General features: G+C 53.9%; 22 protein-coding genes. 15 read left to right on the top strand and 7 right to left on the bottom strand.

What is annotated here, in order from left to right:
• Positions 1 to 28: 28 nt before the first annotated feature.
• The 4 genes from BD749_RS04680 (at position 29) to BD749_RS04665 (ending at position 2766) form a co-directional block, all read left to right on the top strand.
• Complete coding sequence (locus BD749_RS04680) at positions 29 to 1483, top strand: S41 family peptidase (RefSeq protein WP_101443617.1); 1455 nt, start codon at positions 29 to 31, stop codon at positions 1481 to 1483.
• 12 nt (positions 1484 to 1495) lie between these two features.
• Positions 1496 to 1696: a hypothetical protein gene (locus tag BD749_RS04675; protein ID WP_101443190.1), complete on the top strand. Its 201-nt coding sequence runs from the start codon at positions 1496 to 1498 to the stop codon at positions 1694 to 1696.
• A gap of 105 nt (positions 1697 to 1801) precedes the next feature.
• Positions 1802 to 2419, top strand: a complete 618-nt coding sequence (locus BD749_RS04670; RefSeq protein WP_101443189.1) for a hypothetical protein — start codon at positions 1802 to 1804, stop codon at positions 2417 to 2419.
• Positions 2420 to 2493: 74 nt separating this feature from the next.
• Positions 2494 to 2766 carry a hypothetical protein gene (locus BD749_RS04665; protein WP_101443188.1) on the top strand — a complete coding sequence of 91 codons (273 nt, stop codon included), beginning with the start codon at positions 2494 to 2496 and terminating at the stop codon, positions 2764 to 2766.
• A 25-nt stretch (positions 2767 to 2791) separates the two neighbouring features.
• Here the strand turns inward: BD749_RS04665 and BD749_RS04660 are convergent, their stop codons facing one another.
• Positions 2792 to 3730 (bottom strand): NADP-dependent oxidoreductase, encoded by a 939-nt coding sequence (locus BD749_RS04660; RefSeq protein WP_245868725.1) that lies wholly within the window; start codon positions 3728 to 3730, stop codon positions 2792 to 2794.
• A gap of 256 nt (positions 3731 to 3986) precedes the next feature.
• Between BD749_RS04660 and BD749_RS04655 the strand changes: the two genes are divergently transcribed.
• Both BD749_RS04655 and BD749_RS04650 read left to right on the top strand, forming a co-directional pair.
• Positions 3987 to 6194, top strand: coding sequence for an acylase (locus BD749_RS04655; protein WP_101443186.1), 2208 nt, complete (start codon positions 3987 to 3989; stop codon positions 6192 to 6194).
• Between the two features lie 170 nt (positions 6195 to 6364).
• The gene (locus BD749_RS04650) at positions 6365 to 6982 is read left to right on the top strand and encodes a hypothetical protein (RefSeq protein ID WP_101443185.1); all 618 of its coding nucleotides are present in this window, start codon (positions 6365 to 6367) and stop codon (positions 6980 to 6982) included.
• 60 nt (positions 6983 to 7042) lie between these two features.
• Here BD749_RS04650 and BD749_RS19330 read toward each other — a convergent pair whose 3' ends face one another.
• Positions 7043 to 7219: a hypothetical protein gene (locus BD749_RS19330; protein ID WP_180336311.1), complete on the bottom strand. Its 177-nt coding sequence runs from the start codon at positions 7217 to 7219 to the stop codon at positions 7043 to 7045.
• Between the two features lie 163 nt (positions 7220 to 7382).
• Between BD749_RS19330 and BD749_RS04645 the strand changes: the two genes are divergently transcribed.
• Positions 7383 to 7736, top strand: a complete 354-nt coding sequence (locus BD749_RS04645; protein WP_101443184.1) for a DUF6152 family protein — start codon at positions 7383 to 7385, stop codon at positions 7734 to 7736.
• 23 nt (positions 7737 to 7759) lie between these two features.
• The gene (locus BD749_RS04640; protein WP_101443183.1) at positions 7760 to 8224 is read left to right on the top strand and encodes a DUF6644 family protein; all 465 of its coding nucleotides are present in this window, start codon (positions 7760 to 7762) and stop codon (positions 8222 to 8224) included.
• A gap of 15 nt (positions 8225 to 8239) precedes the next feature.
• Here the strand turns inward: BD749_RS04640 and BD749_RS04635 are convergent, their stop codons facing one another.
• Both BD749_RS04635 and BD749_RS04630 read right to left on the bottom strand, forming a co-directional pair.
• The gene (locus tag BD749_RS04635) at positions 8240 to 9373 is read right to left on the bottom strand and encodes a sensor histidine kinase (RefSeq protein ID WP_101443182.1); all 1134 of its coding nucleotides are present in this window, start codon (positions 9371 to 9373) and stop codon (positions 8240 to 8242) included.
• A gap of 61 nt (positions 9374 to 9434) precedes the next feature.
• Positions 9435 to 10451, bottom strand: a complete 1017-nt coding sequence (locus tag BD749_RS04630; protein ID WP_245868722.1) for a proline iminopeptidase-family hydrolase — start codon at positions 10449 to 10451, stop codon at positions 9435 to 9437.
• A 284-nt stretch (positions 10452 to 10735) separates the two neighbouring features.
• Here BD749_RS04630 and BD749_RS04625 point away from each other — a divergent pair, with 284 nt between their 5' ends.
• The 3 genes from BD749_RS04625 to BD749_RS04615 all read left to right on the top strand — a co-directional run bounded on the left by BD749_RS04625 (position 10736) and on the right by BD749_RS04615 (position 12827).
• Positions 10736 to 11056, top strand: a complete 321-nt coding sequence (locus tag BD749_RS04625; protein ID WP_101443181.1) for an ArsR/SmtB family transcription factor — start codon at positions 10736 to 10738, stop codon at positions 11054 to 11056.
• The gene (locus tag BD749_RS04620) at positions 11053 to 11562 is read left to right on the top strand and encodes an SRPBCC family protein (RefSeq protein WP_101443180.1); all 510 of its coding nucleotides are present in this window, start codon (positions 11053 to 11055) and stop codon (positions 11560 to 11562) included. Before BD749_RS04625 ends, BD749_RS04620 begins: the two co-directional genes overlap by 4 nt.
• 176 nt (positions 11563 to 11738) lie before the next feature.
• Entirely contained in the window at positions 11739 to 12827 is a 1089-nt protein-coding gene (locus BD749_RS04615; RefSeq protein WP_101443179.1) for a DUF3616 domain-containing protein, read from the top strand.
• Between the two features lie 2 nt (positions 12828 to 12829).
• Here BD749_RS04615 and BD749_RS04610 read toward each other — a convergent pair whose 3' ends face one another.
• Positions 12830 to 13723 (bottom strand): tRNA pseudouridine synthase A, encoded by an 894-nt coding sequence (locus BD749_RS04610; RefSeq protein ID WP_245868719.1) that lies wholly within the window; start codon positions 13721 to 13723, stop codon positions 12830 to 12832.
• Positions 13724 to 13848: 125 nt separating this feature from the next.
• Between BD749_RS04610 and BD749_RS04605 the strand changes: the two genes are divergently transcribed.
• The 3 genes from BD749_RS04605 to BD749_RS04595 all read left to right on the top strand — a co-directional run bounded on the left by BD749_RS04605 (position 13849) and on the right by BD749_RS04595 (position 15911).
• Positions 13849 to 14433 carry a Crp/Fnr family transcriptional regulator gene (locus BD749_RS04605; protein WP_101443178.1) on the top strand — a complete coding sequence of 195 codons (585 nt, stop codon included), beginning with the start codon at positions 13849 to 13851 and terminating at the stop codon, positions 14431 to 14433.
• A 75-nt stretch (positions 14434 to 14508) separates the two neighbouring features.
• On the top strand, positions 14509 to 14928 hold the full coding sequence (locus BD749_RS04600) for a DUF4345 domain-containing protein (RefSeq protein WP_101443177.1): 420 nt from the start codon (positions 14509 to 14511) through the stop codon (positions 14926 to 14928).
• Positions 14929 to 15305: 377 nt separating this feature from the next.
• Entirely contained in the window at positions 15306 to 15911 is a 606-nt protein-coding gene (locus tag BD749_RS04595; RefSeq protein WP_101443176.1) for a YceI family protein, read from the top strand.
• A gap of 563 nt (positions 15912 to 16474) precedes the next feature.
• On the opposite strand, the gene BD749_RS04590 is transcribed toward BD749_RS04595, so the two are convergent.
• The gene (locus tag BD749_RS04590) at positions 16475 to 17083 is read right to left on the bottom strand and encodes a c-type cytochrome (protein WP_101443175.1); all 609 of its coding nucleotides are present in this window, start codon (positions 17081 to 17083) and stop codon (positions 16475 to 16477) included.
• Positions 17084 to 17423: 340 nt separating this feature from the next.
• Here BD749_RS04590 and hrpB point away from each other — a divergent pair, with 340 nt between their 5' ends.
• Entirely contained in the window at positions 17424 to 19880 is a 2457-nt protein-coding gene (gene hrpB / locus BD749_RS04585; protein ID WP_101443174.1) for an ATP-dependent helicase HrpB, read from the top strand.
• A 363-nt stretch (positions 19881 to 20243) separates the two neighbouring features.
• Here hrpB and BD749_RS04580 read toward each other — a convergent pair whose 3' ends face one another.
• A complete protein-coding gene (locus tag BD749_RS04580; RefSeq protein WP_101443173.1) occupies positions 20244 to 20612 on the bottom strand; it encodes an endonuclease domain-containing protein in 369 nt (122 codons plus the stop codon).
• Positions 20613 to 20859: the final 247 nt, after the last annotated feature.

Below are 20859 nucleotides of genomic sequence, written 5' to 3'. Positions count from 1 at the left end.
GAGGCCGAACACCAAAGGAAAACAAAGCATGAAAAAACATGTGTGCCGAATACCCGTGCAGCTGCTGCTGTTATGTCTGTTGGTGACGGTGTCCTTCAGTGCTCCTGCGCAGCACAAACCCATCAAATTTGCCGCAGCCGATGTAAAGGCCGACATGGCCTATGCCTACGAGACCCTCCAGAAAGCACACTACAACCTCTACGCCTATGTGAGCAAGCGCGACTACGATGCGGCCTACACCGACCTGGTGCAGTCGATCCGGAAGGATTCGCTGAGCATGCTCGAAACAACCCTGCTGATGCAACGGCTCCTGGCGATCGGGAACGTGGGGCACTGCGAGGTCGATTTTCCGGCCGCCTCCTATATCGCCTATGCCACCCAGGACGGAACGGTCTTTCCGCTCGAGCTGGCTTTTGAAGAGGGGAGGACCTTCGTACGAAAAAGCTATGTTCCCGATTCCGGCATCCGGGCAGGCGACCAATTGCTGCAAATCAATGGCAAACCCATCCGCAAAGTATTGGCCGGCATCTACCCTTACCTGTCGGCAGAACGCCCGTATTTTAAAGATGCTAAGCTCGAATTCTGGTCTTTTCCCCGTTACTATTGGGCCGTTTTCGGGCAGCAGGAGTCCTTTCAGGTGAAAGTAAGGCATGCCAATGGGAAGCACGGAACCTATACGCTGCAGCCGATCACGGTGATGGGCTACGAGGCCAGTCGGGGCGGGGAGATCCTCAACAACGAGCGCACGTTCAGGTATAGCGATGACGTAGCTTACCTGCATCCCGGTCCTTTCAGCTCAGCGGAGCCAGACGGAGAGGCGAGATTCAAAACTTTCGTGGACAGTGCCTTCGCCGACTTCAACATCCGCCAGGCCCGCTACCTGATTCTGGACCTGCGCAATAATGCCGGCGGGCACAACACCTTCAGCGACTACCTCATCGCCTATTTTGCCGACAGGCCTTTCCGCTGGTTTTCGGATTTCACCGTCAGGACCAGTGAGGTGCTCAAGGCTCAGACACGCAAGCAATACCCCAACGCGATACCCGACGACTATACCCGCCAGATTCTGGAGCACCCCGATGGTGAAACCTTCGCTTATGCCCAGACCCTGCAGCCGCCCGTGCCGGATGAGCGGCGCTTCAAGGGCAAGGTATACGTGCTCGTCAACCGGCAGTCTTACTCCATGGCGGCTGTGAGCGGCGCCCTGATCCAGGACTATGGTTTTGGGGAGATCGTGGGAGAAGAGACCGGCGACACGCCTACCCTCTATGCCGCGCAGTTCAGTTTTTTGTTGCCCCGCACGAGCGTAGAGCTCAAGGTGCCCAAGGGCTACATTGTGCGCCCGAACGGCGACGAGAAACTAGCAGGACTTATACCGGACCACCTTGTACGCGACCACCTGCTCGACGAAGACGACGAAATCCTGCGCTATACCCTGGAAAAGCTCATCAAACCCCACCGTGAGTCCTCTGCTCACAAATAACCCCATCTGCTGATGATACAAAGGCAAGACAAACAACCGAACCGGCGCCTGACAAGCCCCTGCCTGCGCCTGCAGCAGCCCGGGCAACTAGTGCGGCGCTACCACGCAGGCCTTGCAAATGGGCTGCGCAGCCAATCAGGAGAAAGCGAAGCGGGTGATTACAGCAGTCCGGTTTGCTATGCGCACCTGCGGGAGTTCAGGGAGGGGTTCTGAGCAGGGCTGCGAAATATGGTGAACCTACCCGCTTCCCGAGCGAAGCGATCTTCTTCTTAATGCCTGTTGCGTATACATAAGGTATTGATTATTAATATAAAAGCTATGAGAGTAAGTTTACTTATCCGGGGGCTGCTGGCCTTCGTTTTCTTCCTGAGCTTGTCTGCCTGCGAAGACAAAAGCGGTACTGATCCGTCGGTTGACCTCACGTTCTCATCATCTGAGTTTTTACTGGAGGATCTGGAAGCGCTGGCAAAACCGCAGCTGCGCGACGGCTGTAACGACAAGGCCTTCAACATCCAGACGGTTGCCACTTCTAAACAAGACCGGCATACGCTTTCCTACATTCTGCCCATGCTGGGGCTGCAGACCAACCAGGCTGCCACGATCCGGGACTATGCGCTCGATCACCAGCAGGCGACTGTTACCGTGCGGGGCAGCATCAGCATCATCCATCAGCAAATACTGATGCGGGCCAACGCCGAGCGCGACGCCTACCTGAAAGCCTATGAAGAAGACCGGATCACAAAAGCGCAGCTAGACGAAAAGCTGCTTGGTTTGCAGGACCGTCTGACGGCAGAGCTCCACGAGCATGAGCAGAAACAAACCCACCTGCGGGTGCTGCACGAGCGGCGCCATACCCTGCTGCAAAACATTGAAACCGTGCTGAACCCGACCCAACTCCAGCAATGGAGCAACTGGCGGCGCAGCATTCCTTCTTAAGGCAAAAACGCCCGGAGCCTATACCTGCCCCGGGCGTTTTTTTATACCTTGTCTGCTGTTAAATTATTCTCCCAATGGCCTCCTCTTATCAACCTATCGACCAGGCTTACCATGCGCTGCTGACTTCGCTGGTATCCAAACGAGCCGCCGTCCGGCTGCAGTTCTACTCCGATATCGGCGAGTTCCTGACTCTGCACGCTACCCTGAAGGAACTTATGCACCGGGATGGGGCAGAATACCTGGTGCTGACCACCGGCGAGGAGATCCGACTCGACCGCCTTGTGCGGATCGACGATAAGCCCGCGCCAGGGTATGACGAGAGTTTCTTTCAGTGCGATATCCGCTGACACAGCCCAAGCGAAAAGGGGTGTCTCAGGGTACGATCACGGTTTTGCCGCGCGTGTGCTGCGACTGGATCTGGCTCAGGGCCTCGGCCGTTTCCGCCAGGCTATAGGTCTTGCTCACGTGCACCTGCAGTTGGCCTGACTCGGCGTACTCCCGCAGCCTGTCCAGTTGGCTGGCATTTGGCTCCACAAACACGTATTTAAAGTCGATGGAAGGGGCAAGACCCTCGCCATGGTGCAGGATAGAGACCAGCTTGCCACCTGGCCTCAGGGCCGCCAGGCTCTGCTGCAGGGTATCGCCGCCGGCACAGTCAAAGATCAGGTCCACGCCGTCCGGAGCAATCGCTTTGGCTGCTGCGCCTATATCCTGGCTTTTATAGTCTACCGTGAAGTCAGCACCAAGCTCTTTCATGAAATCCTGGTTTTTTTCGCTCGCCACCCCGATCACCGTGGCGCCTCGGGCTTTGGCCAGTTGTATCCCCAGGCTCCCCACACCCCCGGATCCGCCCAGTATCAGCACAGTCTGGTTTTCCTGCAGTTTGCCGGCGTCGAACAAAGACTGGTAGGCCGTAAGCCCGACCAACGGAATGCCTGCTGCTTCTTCAAAAGACAGGTTTTGCGGTTTTTTGGCCAGGTAGCTTTCGGGTATGACGATGTACTCAGCAAAGGTACCGTGCTGCACCACCGGGCGGCGGGCATAGGCGTATACCTCGTCCCCTAGCTCAAACCGCCGAGCGCTGAAACCCGTTTCCTCTACCACGCCTGCCATATCCCAACCCGGAATGATCGGAAACTGGTATGGCAGGTAATCCTTGAGGTAGCCTTCCCGGACAGCCGCGTCCACCGGGTTGACCCCGGCCGCTCTGATACGGACCAGCACCTCGCCCTCTTTCACTTCGGGCACATTCACTGTTGTAATTTGTATTTTCTCAGCGCCACCAAACCCTTCGTATACTGCTGCTTTCATTTGTTTTGCCATAGCTTGTCTTATTTGTATTCGTTTCGTGCCATGCTCTTGCATTCAGGCCAGAGCTCTTTTTTCAGGAAGTATATATGTACGGTCTGCGCCGCTTATGTTTGCAACCATACCCGGGTATAAGCTTGCCAAACGCCAACAGTAGCCTGCCAACTGCTTCGAAAGGCCAGGTAGGGTTAATATCCTGCGGTTTTCAGAATAATGCTTAAATTGGAAGATCGATTTTCAGCTTTTCTACCTTAAAACCATGAAATACTTTTTCAGGCCGCAGTTGCTCCTGCTGTTTTTGTTCATCTACTTATCCTCCTGCGCTGGTAACAGCAAAACGGATTCTGCCAGTGAAGTGGCTCGCTGGAAAGAGCAGGCAGCGCGTGTCACCCTCCTGCGCGATGATTTTGGCGTACCGCACATCTACGGCAAAACAGATGCTGACGCAGTTTTTGGCTTGCTCTACGCCCAGTGCGAAGACGATTTCAACCGCGTGGAGCGCAACTACCTGTGGGCTACAGGTCGCCTGGCCGAGGTGGAAGGGGAGGAGCAACTCTACAGCGACCTGCGGGCCAGACTGTACATGACCGAGGCGGAAGCCAAGGCGGAGTATGAGCGTAGTCCGGCGTGGCTGAAGCAGCTGTGCCAGGCCTTTGCCGATGGCATCAACTATTACCTGCATACCCACCCGGAGGTAAAGCCGAAGCTACTCACCCGCTTCGAGCCCTGGATGCCGATGTACTTCAGCGAGGGCTCGATTGGGGGCGACATCGAAAGCGTTTCCACCAAAGGCATCAAGGCATTTTATGAGCAAGACCGGTCGATGGGCTTCCATAAGCAAGGACACGGCATGCAGCAACCTGGCCTGCTTGAGGAACCAAAGGGCTCTAACGGCTTTGCCATTTCGGGCAAGCGCACAGCCTCCGGCAATGCCATGCTGCTGATCAATCCGCATACCTCGTTCTTTTTCAGGGGCGAGGTGCATGCCGTAAGCGAAGAGGGACTGAACGCCTACGGCGCCGTGACCTGGGGGCAGTTCTTCATTTACCAGGGTTTCAACGAAAAGACCGGCTGGATGCACACCTCCGCCTATGCCGACGTGATCGATGAGTTTGAGGAAACCATTGTGAAGGAGGATGGCAAGCTGTTTTACCGGTATGGCGAAGAGCTGCGGCCTGTGGAAACGCAGGAAGTGACCCTGGCTTACAAAGACGGCGATGCGCTGAAAAAGAAGACCTTTACGACCTACCGTACCCACCACGGACCGATCACGCACCAAAACGGCGACAAATGGGTGGCCACGGCCCTGATGTGGAAGCCGGTGGAAGCGCTGATCCAGTCCTATACCCGCACCAAGAAAAGCAACCTGAAAGAGTTCAACGAGATGATGGAGATGCGCACCAACTCCTCCAACGCCACTGTGTACGCCGACGCCAACGGTAACATCGCCTACTACCATGGTAATTTTTTCCCGAAGCGCGATACCTCGTTCGACTACTCCAAGCCCGTGGACGGCAGTAACCCCAAAACCGACTGGAACGGCCTGCATACCTTAGACGAGACCATCCGCCTTGTGAACCCTCCAAACGGCTGGATCCAGAACTGCAACTCCACGCCCTTTACGGCTGCCGCCGAATACAGTCCCAAAAAAGAAGACTACCCCGTGTACATGGCCCCCTCACCAGAAAACTTCCGGGGCGTACATGCCATTCGCCTGCTGGAGAAAGCTGAGAACCTGACGCTCGACAAACTGATTGAACTGGCCTATGACCCTTACCTGCCCGGCTTCGAGGTATTGATCCCGGGACTCGTGAAAGCCTATGATGCGCAAAAGCCAATCGACCCGAAACTGAAAGCAGCCATAGAGGTGATGCGCAATTGGGATTATGCCGTGTCGAAGGAATCAGTAGCGATGTCGCTGGCACACTTCTATGCCACCAACTTGCTGCGCGATGGCTCTGCACCGAAAGGTCATATCATGGAGCGCTTCGACTATTACGCCAACACAGCCCCTGCAGCCGAGCGACTGGAGATTTTCAGCAAGACCATCGCTGAACTGGAGCAGGACTTCGGCAAGTGGAATACGCCCTGGGGGGAGATCAACCGCTTCCAGCGTCTGACCGGCGACATCAAGCAGCCGTTCAATGATGCGGCACCGAGTATACCTGTGGGTATGGCGTCGGGCAACTGGGGCGCACTGGCCTCTTACGGCGCTAACCGTTACGACACCAAGCGCCTGTACGGTACTTCCGGCAACAGCTTTGTGGCCGTGGTGGAGTTCGGCGACAAATTGAAAGCCAAGACCATCCTGGCCGGCGGACAAAGCGGCGATCCCAAGTCACCGCATTTCAACGACCAGGCCCAGCGCTACGCTGATGTTAAGTTTAAGGATGTGGCCTACTACCGCGAAGATGTGGAGAAGCGAGCCAAGGCAAGGTATAAGCCGGGGCAGAAGCAGAGCAAATAGCAGGTATAAAATGATGTGAATTGAAAAGGTCCGGGCTGTAAAGTCCGGACCTTTTTTTGGTGGCGATTGTGGGAGAGTGTTTGCCTGTTGTGGGAACAGAAACTAAATAACATTCCATTTCCACAGCAATTTTATTTCCCTATCTTGCATAGTAAAATAACTATATACCTATGAACAAACTTAGATTTGTGATGATGTGGTGCCTGCTGTTGGGTATCCTGGTTTCGTGCGGCAATAAAGACGATGATGCTTCACCTGCAACAGAAGCCGAGCTTGATTATTTTCCTAGCACAAAGGGCTCTACCTGGAGTTATGGAGGCACTAATCCTTACACCCTGACCGCCACGGGCAATACCAAGGTCATCGACGGAAAAACCTATTCAGAGTTTGAAACAAAGGACGGAAATGAACTCAGGAAGTCTTACCTGTTGAAAGAGAAAGGTGTGTATACCGGCGTTGGAATGGACCCGACTATCGGGAACATAGCCTTAATGTTCCTGAAAGAAGAGACGCCCGAAGGCAAGCCCTGGTACCAGACCAATGTGATGAATGGCATCGATACCAAGATGACGTTTACCATCATTGCCAAAGGCATGACCAAAACGGTGGAAGGGAAGACTTATAAAAATGTGATCCATGTGCAGGCCAAGACTTCTATTACCTTCATGGGGATGGAAATAGATTCGGGCATCGAGACGAACTACTTCTGGGCCAAAGGCGTGGGGCTGATTCTGACAGACATCGGTGAGTTTGGAAACATTCCACTTATGACTTACAGCATCAAGTAACAGCAGCATCCATAAAGCCAGTAAATTAAAAAGCCCCTGCCGAAAGCAGGGGCTTTATTTTTATTTTACCGGTATGGGCATCAGCTCACGCTCGAAGTATACCAGGTCCCGCTGCGAAGGATTACCATTGACGGTGCAGTAGTAAATGCGCTTCAGGTATTGTCTGATCGTTAACTTTAGATCCGGATTCACTTTTGCGAACACTTCAGATCCGATGGGGAATGTGTTTTCTAACATATCCTAAGGTACGCAGTTTAATCCATTATCACTGTGTTAATCCGATGTATTTTACAGAAGGTGCCACAGGGTAAGATCAGAGGTGTTATAAGCCCCAGCCCATACCTGCACCTTTTCCGGTTTTCTCCGTTTTTAACTAGGTATCACTATTAAATTTATACCTATGATGCTGCCTGCCAAACTACTTCTGATTCTATTACTGCCCTTCTCTGTGGCGCTCTCCACGCTGCACCATGGCTGGGCAAACTACGACCAGACCAAAACGCTGGACTATACCGGCCTGGTGGAGGAAATCACGTATGAAAACCCGCATGGGATGTTAAAGCTACAGCACGAGGACAAGATCTGGACGGTGGTGCTGGCACCGCCTAGCCGAATGAACTCCCGTGGCCTGAGCAAGGGCATGCTGCAGGCCGGCGACTCGGTGCGGGTGGTGGGCTATCCGCATAAAGAGGTGAAGGATGAAATGCGGGCTGAGCGGATTTATGTAGGAGATAAGAAGATCGAACTTCGCTAGCGGCGTCCTATACCTTGGCGGGAATGCTACGGGGACTGGAAGAATCCGCGCTGGCCAGCGCTATCCGGCAATCCACCTGGCTATACCCGGCCCTGGAGATCGTGCACATCCTGGGGATTGTGTTGCTGGTTGGCGGCGCTCTCCTGTTCGATCTGCGCCTGCTGGGCTTCTCCAAAAACCTGTCTGTGCCAGAGCTGGCCCGTCATTTACTGCCCTGGTCCAGAAGAGGGCTATACCTGATCATACCTTCCGGTATACTGCTGTTCAGTACTAATGCGGTGGCCCTGTCTGCTGATTCCTTTTTTCATATCAAGATCATCGGGCTGGTAGTGGGCGGAATAAATGCTGGGGTATTTCACCGGTACATCTTTGCTGCAGCGCCGGAATGGCAACAAGGCAACACGCCCCGGGCTGCGAAAGCGGTGGCGCTTTGCTCCATTGTGGTGTGGGTGCTGGTAATTGCCTGCGGACGCTTGCTGGCTTATTAGCTTATACCCAGAGCCTTATACCGCTGCCGGAAAATAGAGCCTGAACTCAGTGCCGATATCCTCTTCGCTTTCCACTTCTATTTTGCCGCCGGCATTCTCCACAATGCGCTTGACCATGTAGAGCCCGATGCCGGTGCCTTCCACGTGGTCGTGAAACCGCTTGAACATGGTGAACAGCTGCTGTTGCTGACGACTGTTGACACCCAGGCCATTGTCTTTGATGCTCACCAGCACAGACGAACCCTCCAGGCGAGTGCTTAAGGTGATGAGGCAGTCACGGTCCGGCGACTGAAACTTGATGGCATTGCTGATCAGGTTGTATAAGATGCTCCTGAAGTTCTTGCGCGAAAACTTCAGCTGGTATACCTGCAGGTCGGTATGGATAAAGCAGTCTTTCAGCTTGGGGGGTCTATTCAGGTCCGCCATGATCTCGTCGTACACTTCCTTGATGTTGATCACTTCTTCCGAAGCACTTTCGCTGAACCCTTTCTGCATCCTGCTGATCTCGGTCAGGTCGGCAATCGTTCGTTTAAACCGATTAACGGAATCCACCACATGCTGCACGATCTCCTCAATCTCGTTGTTCAGCGCGTTAACCGCTACCAGTTCCTTTTTCAGTATCTCCATCAGTCCCTCAATATTCATGATCGGAGACCGCAGGTCATGGGAGGCCGTGTACACGAAGGTGTCCAGGTCGAGATTGATGCGCTGCAGCTCGGTATTCTTGTGCTCGAGGGCGCTTTGCTGGCGTTCGGCGAGTTTATCCTGCAGCGCTTTCTGCTCGGTTAGGTCGCCGGTTATCTTCGTGAATCCAATGTGTTTGCCATCGGCAAAAATAGGGGTTAGTTTAACGGTGGCCCAGAACAAAGAACCGTCTTTTCGCCTGCGCCAGTCTTTCGCTTCGTATACGCCATTTTCCAGGGCAGATTTCATTTCTAACTCAGGTTTGCCCGCCTGCTGGTACTCCTCCGGGAAGAGCATGCCATAAAACTCGCCAACAAATTCTTCTTCCTTATACCCCTTCAGTTGCTCTACGCCCTGGTTCCAGGTAGCAATAATACCCCCGGTGTCCATCGCGAAAATGGCATAGTCTTTTATCTGCTGGATAAAATAGGAGTTGATCCTTTCCGGATCATGCAGTGGATTCATAAGTAAAAAGCGAAAGTTCTAAGCTATTTACTCTTTTCCTATAGCACAGGTTATGGCAAGGCTACCGATCCACGTCCTTCATAAAATTCACCAACCCCTCAAAGTAAGTTTTCTGGTCATCATAAAAGGCCATGTGGCTGCCTTCGGGGCAGTGCAGGTAGCGGCCATCCGGGAACTGTTTGGCCATCCACTCCATATGCTTGGGGTCCATGGTGTCGTGCTGACCGCCGATGGTGAGGGTAGGTACGCTTATACCTGCCAGATCCTGAGAGCGGTCCCAGTTAAGCAGCGAAGCGTTGCCTCTGATGCCGAACTCACTTGGCCCCTGCATCTGCACGTATACCTGCTGGTTCATGTGGTCGAGCATGCGCAGTGCCGGGTCCGGCCACTGCTCCAGCGGTATGCGCAGGGCGTGCTGGGTATAAAAATGCGGCAGCAGCAGTTCCATGTAGCGCGGGTTCTCAAAGTCGTTCTCAGCTTCAATCTGCTTTATCTCAGCGAGTACCTCGGCCGGCATCTGCGGACCCAGTACCTCGTCGGCATAGCGGTTATAGGCCAGCACACTCGACATCATGTTCGAGATGATCAGGCCTTTGAGGTGTTGCTGGTACTTGAGTGCGTATTCCATGGCTAAGATGCCACCCCAGGAATGCCCCAGCAGGTAAAAGTTGCTCTTGTCTAGTTGTAAGGCCTGGCGCACCTGTTCCACCTCTTCCACAAAGCGGTCTATTTCCCAGAGGCTGGTGTCGTCGGGCTTGTCGCTGTAGTGGGAGCCCAGCTGGTCGTAGAAGTAAAACTCGATGCCTGCCCTGGGCAGGTAACTTTGGAAGCACTCAAAAGCCTCGTGCGTACCGCCCGGTCCGCCATGCAGCAACAGCAGCTTGATGGTGGGGTTATTGCCTACCCGCTTCGTCCAGACAAAAAAATCGCCTTTTGGGGTGTTGATCGTGATGCGACGGGCACCGCCGCTCAGCTCGTTTTCTGTGCCGGTGTAGTTGTGGTAGTCGGCCACGGAAGGGGCAGCGCTGCCGGCATTTTGGAGAGGAGAAAGCTGGCGAAAGGAGAGGAGTGGTTGCATGGTTTTGGTTTTAAGGTGAGTCAAAGGTGTATGTACGCTAAATATACGCAATGTATCGTTTCCTTTGACCTTCAGGCGCCGTGAGTATCATGGGCTGAAGAGCGCTTGTATAGCCTTGTTTTTTCTACTGCGGTGCTTGCTGCAGGTATAGCTCTACGGGCATAATGTGCCACACAACAGTAACTTTTTCAGGATATTATAAAAAATAATTTAAAAATAATTTGTGCAACCGAATAGTTGCGCGTATATTAGCAATCAAACGGTTGCATATTGAGAATTAAGAAATGAGAAGAGACGTTTTCCAGGCGATAGCAGACCCTACCCGAAGAGCCATTATTGGGTTGATTGCCCTGCAGGCCATGACGCCAAATGCTATTGCCGAACATTTTGACACCAGCAGGCAGGCTGTCTCCAAGCACCTGCAGATCCTGACAGAGTGCCAGCTGGTGAAACAGGAGCAGCAGGGGCGTGAGATTTACTATCAGCTGGAAGTTTCGAAGATGAAGGAAATAGACAAGTGGCTGGAACAGTTCAGGAAGATCTGGGAAGACCGTTTCAGCGAACTCGACCATGTATTATCAAACCTAAAAACAAATAAGCCATGAAAAAACAACTGGAATTCGAGTTTTCCGTGAACAAGGAAAACAAAACAATCACCGTTAAAAGAGAGTTTGCCGCAGAACTCCCGCTGGTGTGGGATGCTTACACCAAAAGCGAGCTACTGGACCAGTGGTGGGCGCCCAAACCCTGGAAAGCCCGCACCAAAACAATGGACTTCAGAGAAGGCGGCCACTGGCACTACGCCATGGTTGGTCCGGAAGGCGAAGAGCATTGGGCACTGGCCAATTACAAGACCATCGAACCGAAAAAACGCTTTACGGCCATGGATGGCTTTGCCGATGCAGCGGGAGTGATAGACCCCGCAATGCCGCAGTCGAAGTGGGAGGTAAACTTTACGCCCCAGGACGAGGTAACGCTGGTTGAAAACCTGATCACGTTCGATGACCTGGCTCAGCTCGAAACCACCATCCAAATGGGCTTCAAAGAAGGCCTGACAGCGGCTATGGAGGGACTGGATGCCTTACTGGCTGCCCAGAAACAGGAAGCCTAAAGTTAATGAGCTAAAGACGATCATTGTGAATAATATGCTGCAAAAGCGGGGCTGGTCATGGACCTGAAGCCCCGCTTTTATAGTTTCCGGCAGGTACTTCGCATTTCCTTGTGCCGCTGACTGCCGCCATGCGTATGTTAACCAGTACAGGTAGAACCTGAACTTAAACTTACCGCATGACTGAACAAATCAAACTGAGCTTTTCACCCGACCTGAGCCTGAATACTGAAGGAAAGCATGTGCGTGACGGACTTTCGACGGCCCTGCTGCTAGGCGATAACCTGTGGCTGAGCTGCGATGAACGGACCACCATCGAGCGCCTCACCCGCCTGTCTGACGGCACTTTCGGCGAGCACCGGTCCTTTGACATCTACGACTACCTGGACCTGCCGGCGCAGGACAGGAGCGAGATCGACATTGAAGGCATGGGCATGGCCGATCATTACCTCTGGCTGGTGGGTTCCCACAGCCTGAAGCGGAAGAAACCGAAGCGGCACGATTCCATTCCGGAACAGATCAAGCGCCTGTCGAAGATCAAGAGCGACCCGAACCGCTACATCCTGGCCCGCATCCCTATGCTGCAGGACCCGAAAACAGGGGCATATACCTTGCACAAAGAAGTGGAAGATCCGGACAAGCCCGGCAACATGCTGCGGGCGGGGCAGTTGCGGGGCGACAAATCCAGCAATCTGTTAACCGAGCTGATGGAGCAGGACGAGCACATCGCGCCCTTCATGAACATCCCCGGCAAAGACAACGGCTTCGACATTGAAGGACTGGCCGTACACGGCAGCCGCATCTTCATTGGGCTGCGCGGTCCGGTGCTGCGCGGCTGGGCCATGGTGCTGGAAGTAGAGCCGGAGGAAGACGAGGCGGGCATCCTGCGCCTGAAACAGCTCTCCAAAAAGAAACCTTACCGGAAGCACTTTCTGAACCTTCGGGGCAAAGGCATTCGGGAGCTGCGCATTTCTGGCAAGGACATGTACCTGCTGGCCGGCCCCACCATGGACCTGGACGGCGTGATTGCCATTTACCGCTGGCGCAACGCCGTGAACGGAGACAACGAGCAGGTAGTGCACAACAACGAACTGGAGCGACTAAACGAAGTGCCGCACGGCTCTGGCGAAAATTCCGGCAAAGACAAAGCCGAAGGGCTCACCCTGCTCGACGATAAACAGATGCTGGTGGTGTTCGACAGTCCGACCGAAGAACGCACTGTGGGCGAAAACGATGTGCTGGCGGATGTATTGCGGGTAGTGGAGTAGGGTCAGAAACTCTGCCAGCCAACCGCTTTTTCCGGATGGCCGATGGGAAGGAAAGCAGGGCGGGGCGGCAGGTTGAGGAAAGGGTAGCTTACCTTGGACAGGTATAGCCCCTGCGGGTAGGCCGGGCTCAGGTGCTTGGGGGCTCGCTCCAGCGCCAGGTAACTTTCGAACTCAGGCAGGCTGAGCGCGCCGGTTCCCACCTGCAGCAGCTGGCCTACCAGAATGCGGATCATGCGGCTCAGGAACCTGTTGGCCGAGATATGAAAACGCAGCCTGTCGCCCTGCGGGTTTACGGACCAACCGGCCGCTGTAATATGGCAAAGGGTGCTGTCGTGCTCGGCCGGGGTGAGGCAAAGGTTCCGGTAATCCTGGTAAAGCGGGAGCAGGGCTGCGGCCGCCTGCATGGCATCCAGGTTCAGGACCGGTAGCAGGTACAAGGCGCTTGCCCCATGCAGAAACGGATCTTTGTAGGTATGGAGCAGATAGTCGTAGCTCCTCTGGCTGGCGTCGAAACGGGCATGGGGAAGGCCCTCCATCGGCAGGATATCGAACACGGCAATATCGGGCGGCAACACTTTGTTCAGCCGGAACAGCATGTCGAATTCCCATGGCCGGGCCACATCCAGGTGAAAGAAGAACTGGCTCGCATGCACCCCGGCATCTGTCCGGCCGCAACCCACGATCGCGACGGGCTGTTTCAGAATCTTCTGCAAAGCCGTTTCCAGCACCTGCTGCACGCCGATGCCGTAGGGGTGTCGTTGCCAGCCATGGAAACGGGTGCCGTCGTAGCCGATATGAAAGAAGTAACGCAAGTTGCCGCTCAGGTATAGCATGTGTGATTTCCTGCCAAGATAGCGATAAATCAGGTATAGCGGCTCGTTCAGGTATAGCGACATAGGTAAGCAAAAGACCGGATCGCATACCTGCGCCAGGGTTGCTGGCCATGGTGCTCAAAATAGCATTTGCAGAGCTCGCAATTCAAACTAAATTGCAGGTATAAGCAAGCCCAACATCCACAGGTATGGACCAAGAACTGCAGCAGCTACAGCAACTCGTGACCGGCATCCGCCCTTTGCCAGAGGAGGACTGGGAGGCGTTTGCGGCTGTCTGGAGCCGCCATGTGGCCAAACGGAAGGAACCCCTGACCATGGTAGGCGAGGTGGAGCATTACCTGTACTTTGTGGCCGATGGGGTGCAGCGCGTGTATTACTTCGACGACCAGGACCGGGAAGCGACGCTGGTGTTCACCTATTCCCCGTCCTTTGGCGGCGTGCTCGACTCCTTTATGCTGCAGCAGCCTTCCCGTTACTATTATGAAACCCTGACGCCCTCCGTTTTCCTGAGAGCGCCATACCCGGAGCTGCAACGGCTCATGCAGACCAGGCCGGCCATCGAATCCATGATCCGGGAAGGGTTGAGCCACAGCCTGTCGGGTTTGCTGGCGCGGCTTGTTGAGCTGCAGTGTTATACCTCTGAGGAGCGCTTCCGGAAACTGCTGCAGCGCAGTCCCCACATCCTGCAATTGGTGCCGCATAAGTACCTGGCTAATTACCTGGGCATCGACCCGACCAACTTCAGCAAACTGCTCAACAAAGTGCGCATCTGAAATCTTGGTATTTACCAAGAATAGTCTTTCCGGGGCACGCCACCTTTGTAACATCAACTTAAACAAAAGCATGTTATGAAGACGCAAAGAACCGTAACCCTAGCCTCCAAAGGCTTCATTCTCCTCTCGGCGCTCAGCCTCCTGTCTGTTAGCCTGATGGCCTTTGCCAACCCGCAGGCCGTGATGGACCTGGTACAGGTGCAGCTCAACAATACCGATGCCTTCAGCTCCATTCGTGGGGTGTATGGTGGCGTTGGCATGACGCTCTTCCTGAGCCTGATCTACCTGATGTGGCGCGACACCCAAAGCGGCCTGCTGTTTCTGTGCCTGCTCTGGGGCTTCTACGCCTTGTCGCGCACCATCACCATTTTCGCGGAAGGCGCCCTGGGCGATTTCGGAAACCAGTGGCTGCTGATAGAGTCAGTGTTTTTTGTGCTTGCTTTGGGCCTGGCGCTGGTGAACAGAAAAGCTATACCTGGCAATAGGGCGGTGTAGAGGTGGGCCGTCAGCAAGGAATAGCTGGCGAGCCTGCAGACTCAAGAAGAGGACTATCCCCTTGAGGACAAGTGAGACGAGAGTCGAAACTTGCGACCGCAGGTCAAGAGGGGTGTTTTACATCTGTGAGGATTTCCCCAACCGGCATTTAACAAAACTATCCCCTTGAGGGGATTATAGGGGTGTTTACACCTGCTGTTTCACCGTCATTTGCCGACTCCTGCTCCGTAGCCTTACACCCCTATGGTCCCCTCAAGGGGACAGTTTCCCAAAACCGATTCCCAAAAGGTGAAAGGTGGCAAAACCAAAAACCCGCATCATCGCCTATTCCCAATCATTAAAACCAAATCATTTCAAACCTCAAACAAAATAAAACCATGAAAAAAGTAATGTTAGCTGCGTGTGTTCTTTTTAGTGCCCTTTCCCTGACCAGCTGCGAAGACGAGGAGCTGAGCAAAAGCACCTTTGCCCTGGAAGAAAGTAACTCGAAAGTAATATGGAAAGGCTACAGCCCGGCGCTGTACCACGACGGCTCCTTCCGGGTGCAAAGCCAGGACATCCAGGTGGTGGATGGCCAGGTAACGTCCGGCACCTTCACTGTTCCAATAGCGACGATAGCGAACTTCGACCTGCCTGACGAGGTGAAGCCCGTGCTGCTCGATCACCTCAAGAGCCCCGACTTCTTCAACCTGGCGCTGCACCCGACGGCCTCCTTCCGCATCACGAAGGTGCAGCCGCTTGCCAGGGTCTCGGAGGGGGCCAACTATACCGTGACCGGCGACTTTACCATGCTCGGACAGACCCACCCGATCGCGTTTCCGGCCAACATTAACCTGCAGGGAAGCAAGCTGGAGTTGGAGGCAAGCTTTAAGCTGGACAGAACCAAATGGGGCATGACCTACGCGACTGATCCAGCGCTGGGCGACCACCACATCCTGCCGGAGGTGGACATACACTTCGACCTGACGGCAAACAGGAAATAGCTTCGGTAAAGTGAAGGAAAAGTGTTTTAGGGAAGGGGCTGCCTGCTGGCGGTAGCCCCTTCTGGTTTTCAAGGTATAGCAACGCACCTGCCTTCTTGCAGTTGACCTGCTATACCTGCCTATACCTTATCGCTGCCGGTTCTTGTCGAAAAAGCGCCACATAACCTCATTTATATCGATGTCGGTGCTGGTATTGCCCAGGGGGTAGCCGATGTTGAAGGGAGCGCTGCCTGGCCAGGTATGGCCTCCGTTTTCGACCGTGATAAGCGAGACCGTAATGCCATTGTTGCTTAATCCTGAACCGTGACGGAGGTGTGGTCCTTCTTATTCGCACACTGAGCACTTTCTTGCTTTCTTTCTGCGCAGGCAGTTTGTTGTGCGTCAGCCAGTAAGTATAAGTAGTAGGAGCCGAGGCATATCTGATAGACACGTTTATGGGTAGGCAAGTGGCGGCGCAACTAAAAGCCCCTTGCTGCCGCTAGGTTTGCAGTGGTGCTTGATGCCTGAAAAAATACTCTGGTAGGAGAGGGATTACTGTGGTGTGTGATGTTAATTTAGGAACGCTACTTTCTTTCTGCAGCCGCTACTGGAGGCTGAGGGGCTGGCACCACATTCTTAATTGGCTTTGTAGATTTCAGGTAGGCGAAAACGGCCCTTAATTCCTCGTCCGTCATATTTTTGTACATGTCCCAGGGCATTGGTGGCAACAGCATGCGCGAAGTTTCCAGTCCCTTGTGCTTGCCCTGCCTGATAGCTGTAAAAAAATGCTTTTCGGTCCAGTTACCTATACCGGTCTCATCTGAAGTTAAGTTGGCAGCGTAAGAAATTCCCCAGGGCCCCACCCAGGCGGTCAGCGTCTGTGTTACCACCAGGCCTTTCTTTTCTACCTCTTCGCGGTTTATATCAGGAGGCGGCAAAGTAGCCGGATGACCGGACAAAGCTTTTGAGAAGTCCATTTCCATACCTTTGTCTGTCATCTTTTTAGGCGTATGACAATCGTGGCAGGCGGCAATCGTGACCAGGTGCTCCCCCAGTTTAAGCTGTTCTTTATCTCCTTGCAGCATGGTGTCAAAGCTAGCCTGCTTTGTATCAGGGCGCCCTTTCGAAAACGGTGAAAGAAACATGATGAACGAGAAGATAACCAGGGAGGTAATAACCAGTATAGTTTTCATAGCTGTAAGGTTTTGTTCTGAAATTAGTATGTAAACTGCCTTACCTAATTTACCTATTATCCGGAAGAAGTAGAATCAATAGTGGTATTACCTGGTGAACTGATTAGTGTTTGATGTTAAGGGAAAGATTTCAATGATGAATCATTATTTCCAGGCAGGAAGCACAACCAAAAGCTAGGTTAGTATATGCACTAAGCCGGATTTCGGGGTTTATGACAAATTACGTTTTATGGATGCGTACACCGTTTTGAATAGTGATTTATATCCCTCCAACTTTGTGTAACTTTGCTGGCTGGCAGCGAAGTATACCTGTCTGAAGTACAACTATAAAATACAAAAATTGCCTTTCAACCCCTTCTCCATAGACCTCCCCGTTCGGGAAATCATACCTGCCGTCAGAGAACACCTTTCGGCGCAGAATACCCTGATCGTAAACGCCCCTCCGGGAGCAGGTAAAAGCACCTTGCTGCCGCTGGCGATACTCGACGAGCCCTGGTTGAAAGATCAGAAGATCATCATGCTGGAGCCGCGTCGCCTGGCGGCCAAAACCATTGCCGAGCGCCTGGCGCAGCTGCTGGGCGAGGAGGTAGGCCAGACCGTCGGTTACCGTATCCGGTTTGAGAACCGCATTTCAGACAAAACCCGCATTGAAGTCGTGACCGAAGGCATCCTCACCCGCATGATCCACAGCGACCGCTCGCTGACAGGTATAGCCATCGTGATCTTCGACGAGTTTCATGAGCGCAGCATCCATGCCGATGTAGCCATGGCCCTGAGCCGGGAAGCGCAGCAAGTGCTTCGCCCGGACCTACGCATCATGGTGATGTCGGCCACCCTGGACATGCCTCAGCTCACAAGCCTGCTCAAGGCCCCGGTGGCGCAGAGCATGGGGCGGCAATACCCCATCGAGACCTTTTACACCGGCGACGCCGACGACCGCATGCTGCCCGAAATGACTGCCAAAGTGGTGCAGCAGGCCGCCAAGGAGCAGGAAGGCGATATCCTCGTGTTTCTGCCCGGCGAAAACGACATACGCAAAGTAGAGATTCTCCTGCGCAAGCAGCTGCGCGGCGTGCAGATACACCCGCTGTTCGGTATGCTGCCCTTCGGCAAGCAGTACGCCGCCATCATGCCCGACCGCCAGGGCAGGCGCAAGGTGGTGCTGGCGACTAGCATTGCCGAGACCAGCTTAACCATAGAAGGCATTTCGGTGGTGGTGGATACGGGCTTCGGCAAAACCTCCCGCTTCGATCCGAAGTCGGGTTTGTCGCGCCTCGAAACAGCGCGTATCTCCAAAGACGCCGCCGACCAGCGTGCCGGTCGTGCCGGTCGTTTGGGTCCCGGCACGGCCTACCGTATGTGGAGCAAAACCACGCAGGAGCGCATGTCCCCGCACCGCACCCCCGAGATCATGGAAGCCGACCTGGCCAACCTGGTGCTCGATATGGCGCAGTGGGGTATTATGGACATCCGCAGCCTGACCTGGCTCAACCCGCCGCCACGTGCCGCCCTGCAATACGCCACCGAGATGCTGCACCAGCTGCAGGCGCTGGAGAACGGCCGCATTACGGAGCATGGCAGGAAAATGCACGCGTTGCCTTGTCACCCGCGTATCGCGCACATGCTGCTCAAAGCCGAAGAAACCGACCAGGTAGCCCTGGCCAGTGACATTGCTGCCATTCTGGAAGAGCGCGATCCGCTGGACCGCAACGCCGGCATCGACATTAACTTAAGAGTGGAAGCCCTGCGCAGGTATAGAGCCGAACAGGGGCAGGGCAAGCGTTTTGCCAAGATCGAGAAGATTGCCCGCTCGTATCGCCAGCTGTTTGAGGTAGCGCCCGAAAACGGTACCTTCGACGAGTATGAAACTGGTGTGCTGCTGGCGCATTGCTACCCGGAGCGCATCGCCTACGCCCGTCCCGGCAACAACGCGCAGTTCCAGCTGGCCAGCGGACAGTACGCCTCCGCCGGTCACCGCGACGATTTGGCGCACGAGCCCTGGCTGTCCGTGGCGCATATGCATGCCGGTTCGGGCGACAACCCGGGCCGCATTTTCCTGGCCTCGCCGCTCAATCCACGCGACCTGGCTCCGCTGTTGAAGCAGCAGGAGGTATACCACTGGGACGTAAACGAGGGCGAACTCACTGCCTCGCTGGACACCCGCATCGGCAGCATCGTGCTGCAAAGCAAGCCGCTGCCACCACCCGACGAGAAGCACCGCGTACCGGCCATCTCCGAGGCCATCAAAGCAGAAGGCGAGCACCTGCTGGACTTCAACCACGAGCTCACGCAATGGCAAAACCGCGTGATGAGCCTCCGCAAATGGCGCCCCTCCGAGTTCTGGCCCGACGTAAGCACCAGCACCCTGCTCATGATCAACTGGGATTGGCTGAAGCCCTACCTCTTCGACATCGAGCACCCGGATGAGCTGATGGAACTGGAACTCTTGCCAATACTGGAGAAGAAGTACCTGGATGATTCACAGCGCGAACGACTGGATATGTTGGCACCTGCTTTTTTAGCGCTGCCGGATGGTTCAACTATAGAGCTGGAGTATAAACCCGATGGCGCACAGCCGAGGTTGGAGATACGCCTGCAGGACGTGCTAAGCTGGGAGGAAAGCCCGACAGTAGACGATGGCGAGATGACCGTGGAACTGGCTCTGCTTACCCCGGAGTTGAAACCGATCACGGCGGTATCGGATCTTGGCAGTTTCTGGAAAGGGAATTACCGCGTGATCAAACGGCAGCTGGAGGTGGTGTTTCCGGAGGTGGAGTGGGAGCGGACCGCTCTGTGATTGTTGGGAGATATAGTTTGTGCACGATTACACCCTTGTAGTCCTATTAAAGACAGGGTTGTTTCGTTCAACGGGATTCACCCCTTGAGGATTACTGAGCATGCGAGTTCGAAGGTAGCGAGCGTAGCTCTCAGAGGGGTGTTTACATTAGAGAGGAAATCGCAAATAGGTGATTAGTTGCTTTCCATCACCGCCTCTACACCCCTGTAGTCCCCTCAAGGGGACAGTTCCGTTATTACTATTTATTAGTTGGATACTTTTAGTATCAAAATAGAAGTTGTTTCCCTGGAATAGCCTTAGAACCCGCAAGAAAAGAGTGTCCCCTTGAGGGGACTATAGGGGTGTAATCGTGCACCGGCGATATCACTTGTTCTCAGTAATCCAGTGCTCTAATGTTCGCAGTACATTTTGGATATTTTTCTTGATCTCAATATCATCGAATCTTAAGAACCTTACCCCATACTGTTCCAGTTCCGACTGTCGCTTTGTATCATAGTCAAAACTGTAATCATGGCTGTCTCCATCTATCTCGATTGCTAGTTGTAGCTCGTGACAATAGAAATCAACAATATAATCTAGCATAGGTACTTGCCTGTGAAACTGGGTACCCATTAATTTTCGCTCCTTTATTTCCTGCCATAAAAGGATCTCAGCAAGTGTACTGTTTTTCCTCAGCTCTCTTGCTTTGGCTTTGAGATACTCTTTGTAAGGTATAATGGTGTTCTTTTTCATACCTGCTATTTGCCATATTCAAAGTTCTGTAACCCATACAAAAGGCAGTATTTTTAAGTTCTGCGGAGAGCAACAGTGCTGGCTTTATAGGTTTGAAAGACACCCCTATAATCCCCTCAAGGGGATAGTTCCCACTATTATTCTAAATCTTAAAAAATAAGTTTCTTAGGCAAGCGAGACTGCCCCCTCAAGGGGACAGTTTCATTGGCAGAAACCTAATGGAGAAGCTTTGAAGCGCCCATTTAGC

It is taken from the genome of Pontibacter ramchanderi, assembly GCF_002846395.1.
Classification (GTDB): Bacteria; Bacteroidota; Bacteroidia; order Cytophagales; family Hymenobacteraceae; genus Pontibacter; species Pontibacter ramchanderi.
Note: the sequence above shows the minus strand (reverse complement) of the source record. Positions and strands in the feature narration are given on the sequence as shown.

Bases quoted from the DNA above. Each gene is read 5' to 3' on its own strand.
- BD749_RS04650 (WP_101443185.1), top strand. From the start codon at position 6,365: ATGAACAAACTTAGATTTGTGATGATGTGGTGCCTGCTGTTGGGTATC.
- BD749_RS04665 (WP_101443188.1), top strand. From the start codon at position 2,494: ATGGCCTCCTCTTATCAACCTATCGACCAGGCTTACCATGCGCTGCTG.
- BD749_RS04610 (WP_245868719.1), bottom strand. From the start codon at position 13,723: ATGTCGCTATACCTGAACGAGCCGCTATACCTGATTTATCGCTATCTT.
- BD749_RS04630 (WP_245868722.1), bottom strand. From the start codon at position 10,451: ATGCAACCACTCCTCTCCTTTCGCCAGCTTTCTCCTCTCCAAAATGCC.
- BD749_RS04600 (WP_101443177.1), top strand. From the start codon at position 14,509: ATGAAGACGCAAAGAACCGTAACCCTAGCCTCCAAAGGCTTCATTCTC.
- BD749_RS04645 (WP_101443184.1), top strand. From the start codon at position 7,383: ATGATGCTGCCTGCCAAACTACTTCTGATTCTATTACTGCCCTTCTCT.
- BD749_RS04640 (WP_101443183.1), top strand. From the start codon at position 7,760: ATGCTACGGGGACTGGAAGAATCCGCGCTGGCCAGCGCTATCCGGCAA.
- BD749_RS04670 (WP_101443189.1), top strand. From the start codon at position 1,802: ATGAGAGTAAGTTTACTTATCCGGGGGCTGCTGGCCTTCGTTTTCTTC.
- BD749_RS04615 (WP_101443179.1), top strand. From the start codon at position 11,739: ATGACTGAACAAATCAAACTGAGCTTTTCACCCGACCTGAGCCTGAAT.
- BD749_RS04590 (WP_101443175.1), bottom strand. From the start codon at position 17,083: ATGAAAACTATACTGGTTATTACCTCCCTGGTTATCTTCTCGTTCATC.
- BD749_RS04660 (WP_245868725.1), bottom strand. From the start codon at position 3,730: ATGAAAGCAGCAGTATACGAAGGGTTTGGTGGCGCTGAGAAAATACAA.
- BD749_RS04655 (WP_101443186.1), top strand. From the start codon at position 3,987: ATGAAATACTTTTTCAGGCCGCAGTTGCTCCTGCTGTTTTTGTTCATC.
- BD749_RS04635 (WP_101443182.1), bottom strand. From the start codon at position 9,373: ATGAATCCACTGCATGATCCGGAAAGGATCAACTCCTATTTTATCCAG.
- BD749_RS04675 (WP_101443190.1), top strand. From the start codon at position 1,496: ATGATACAAAGGCAAGACAAACAACCGAACCGGCGCCTGACAAGCCCC.
- BD749_RS04680 (WP_101443617.1), top strand. From the start codon at position 29: ATGAAAAAACATGTGTGCCGAATACCCGTGCAGCTGCTGCTGTTATGT.
- BD749_RS19330 (WP_180336311.1), bottom strand. From the start codon at position 7,219: ATGTTAGAAAACACATTCCCCATCGGATCTGAAGTGTTCGCAAAAGTG.
- BD749_RS04625 (WP_101443181.1), top strand. From the start codon at position 10,736: ATGAGAAGAGACGTTTTCCAGGCGATAGCAGACCCTACCCGAAGAGCC.
- BD749_RS04580 (WP_101443173.1), bottom strand. From the start codon at position 20,612: ATGAAAAAGAACACCATTATACCTTACAAAGAGTATCTCAAAGCCAAA.
- BD749_RS04620 (WP_101443180.1), top strand. From the start codon at position 11,053: ATGAAAAAACAACTGGAATTCGAGTTTTCCGTGAACAAGGAAAACAAA.
- BD749_RS04595 (WP_101443176.1), top strand. From the start codon at position 15,306: ATGAAAAAAGTAATGTTAGCTGCGTGTGTTCTTTTTAGTGCCCTTTCC.
- BD749_RS04605 (WP_101443178.1), top strand. From the start codon at position 13,849: ATGGACCAAGAACTGCAGCAGCTACAGCAACTCGTGACCGGCATCCGC.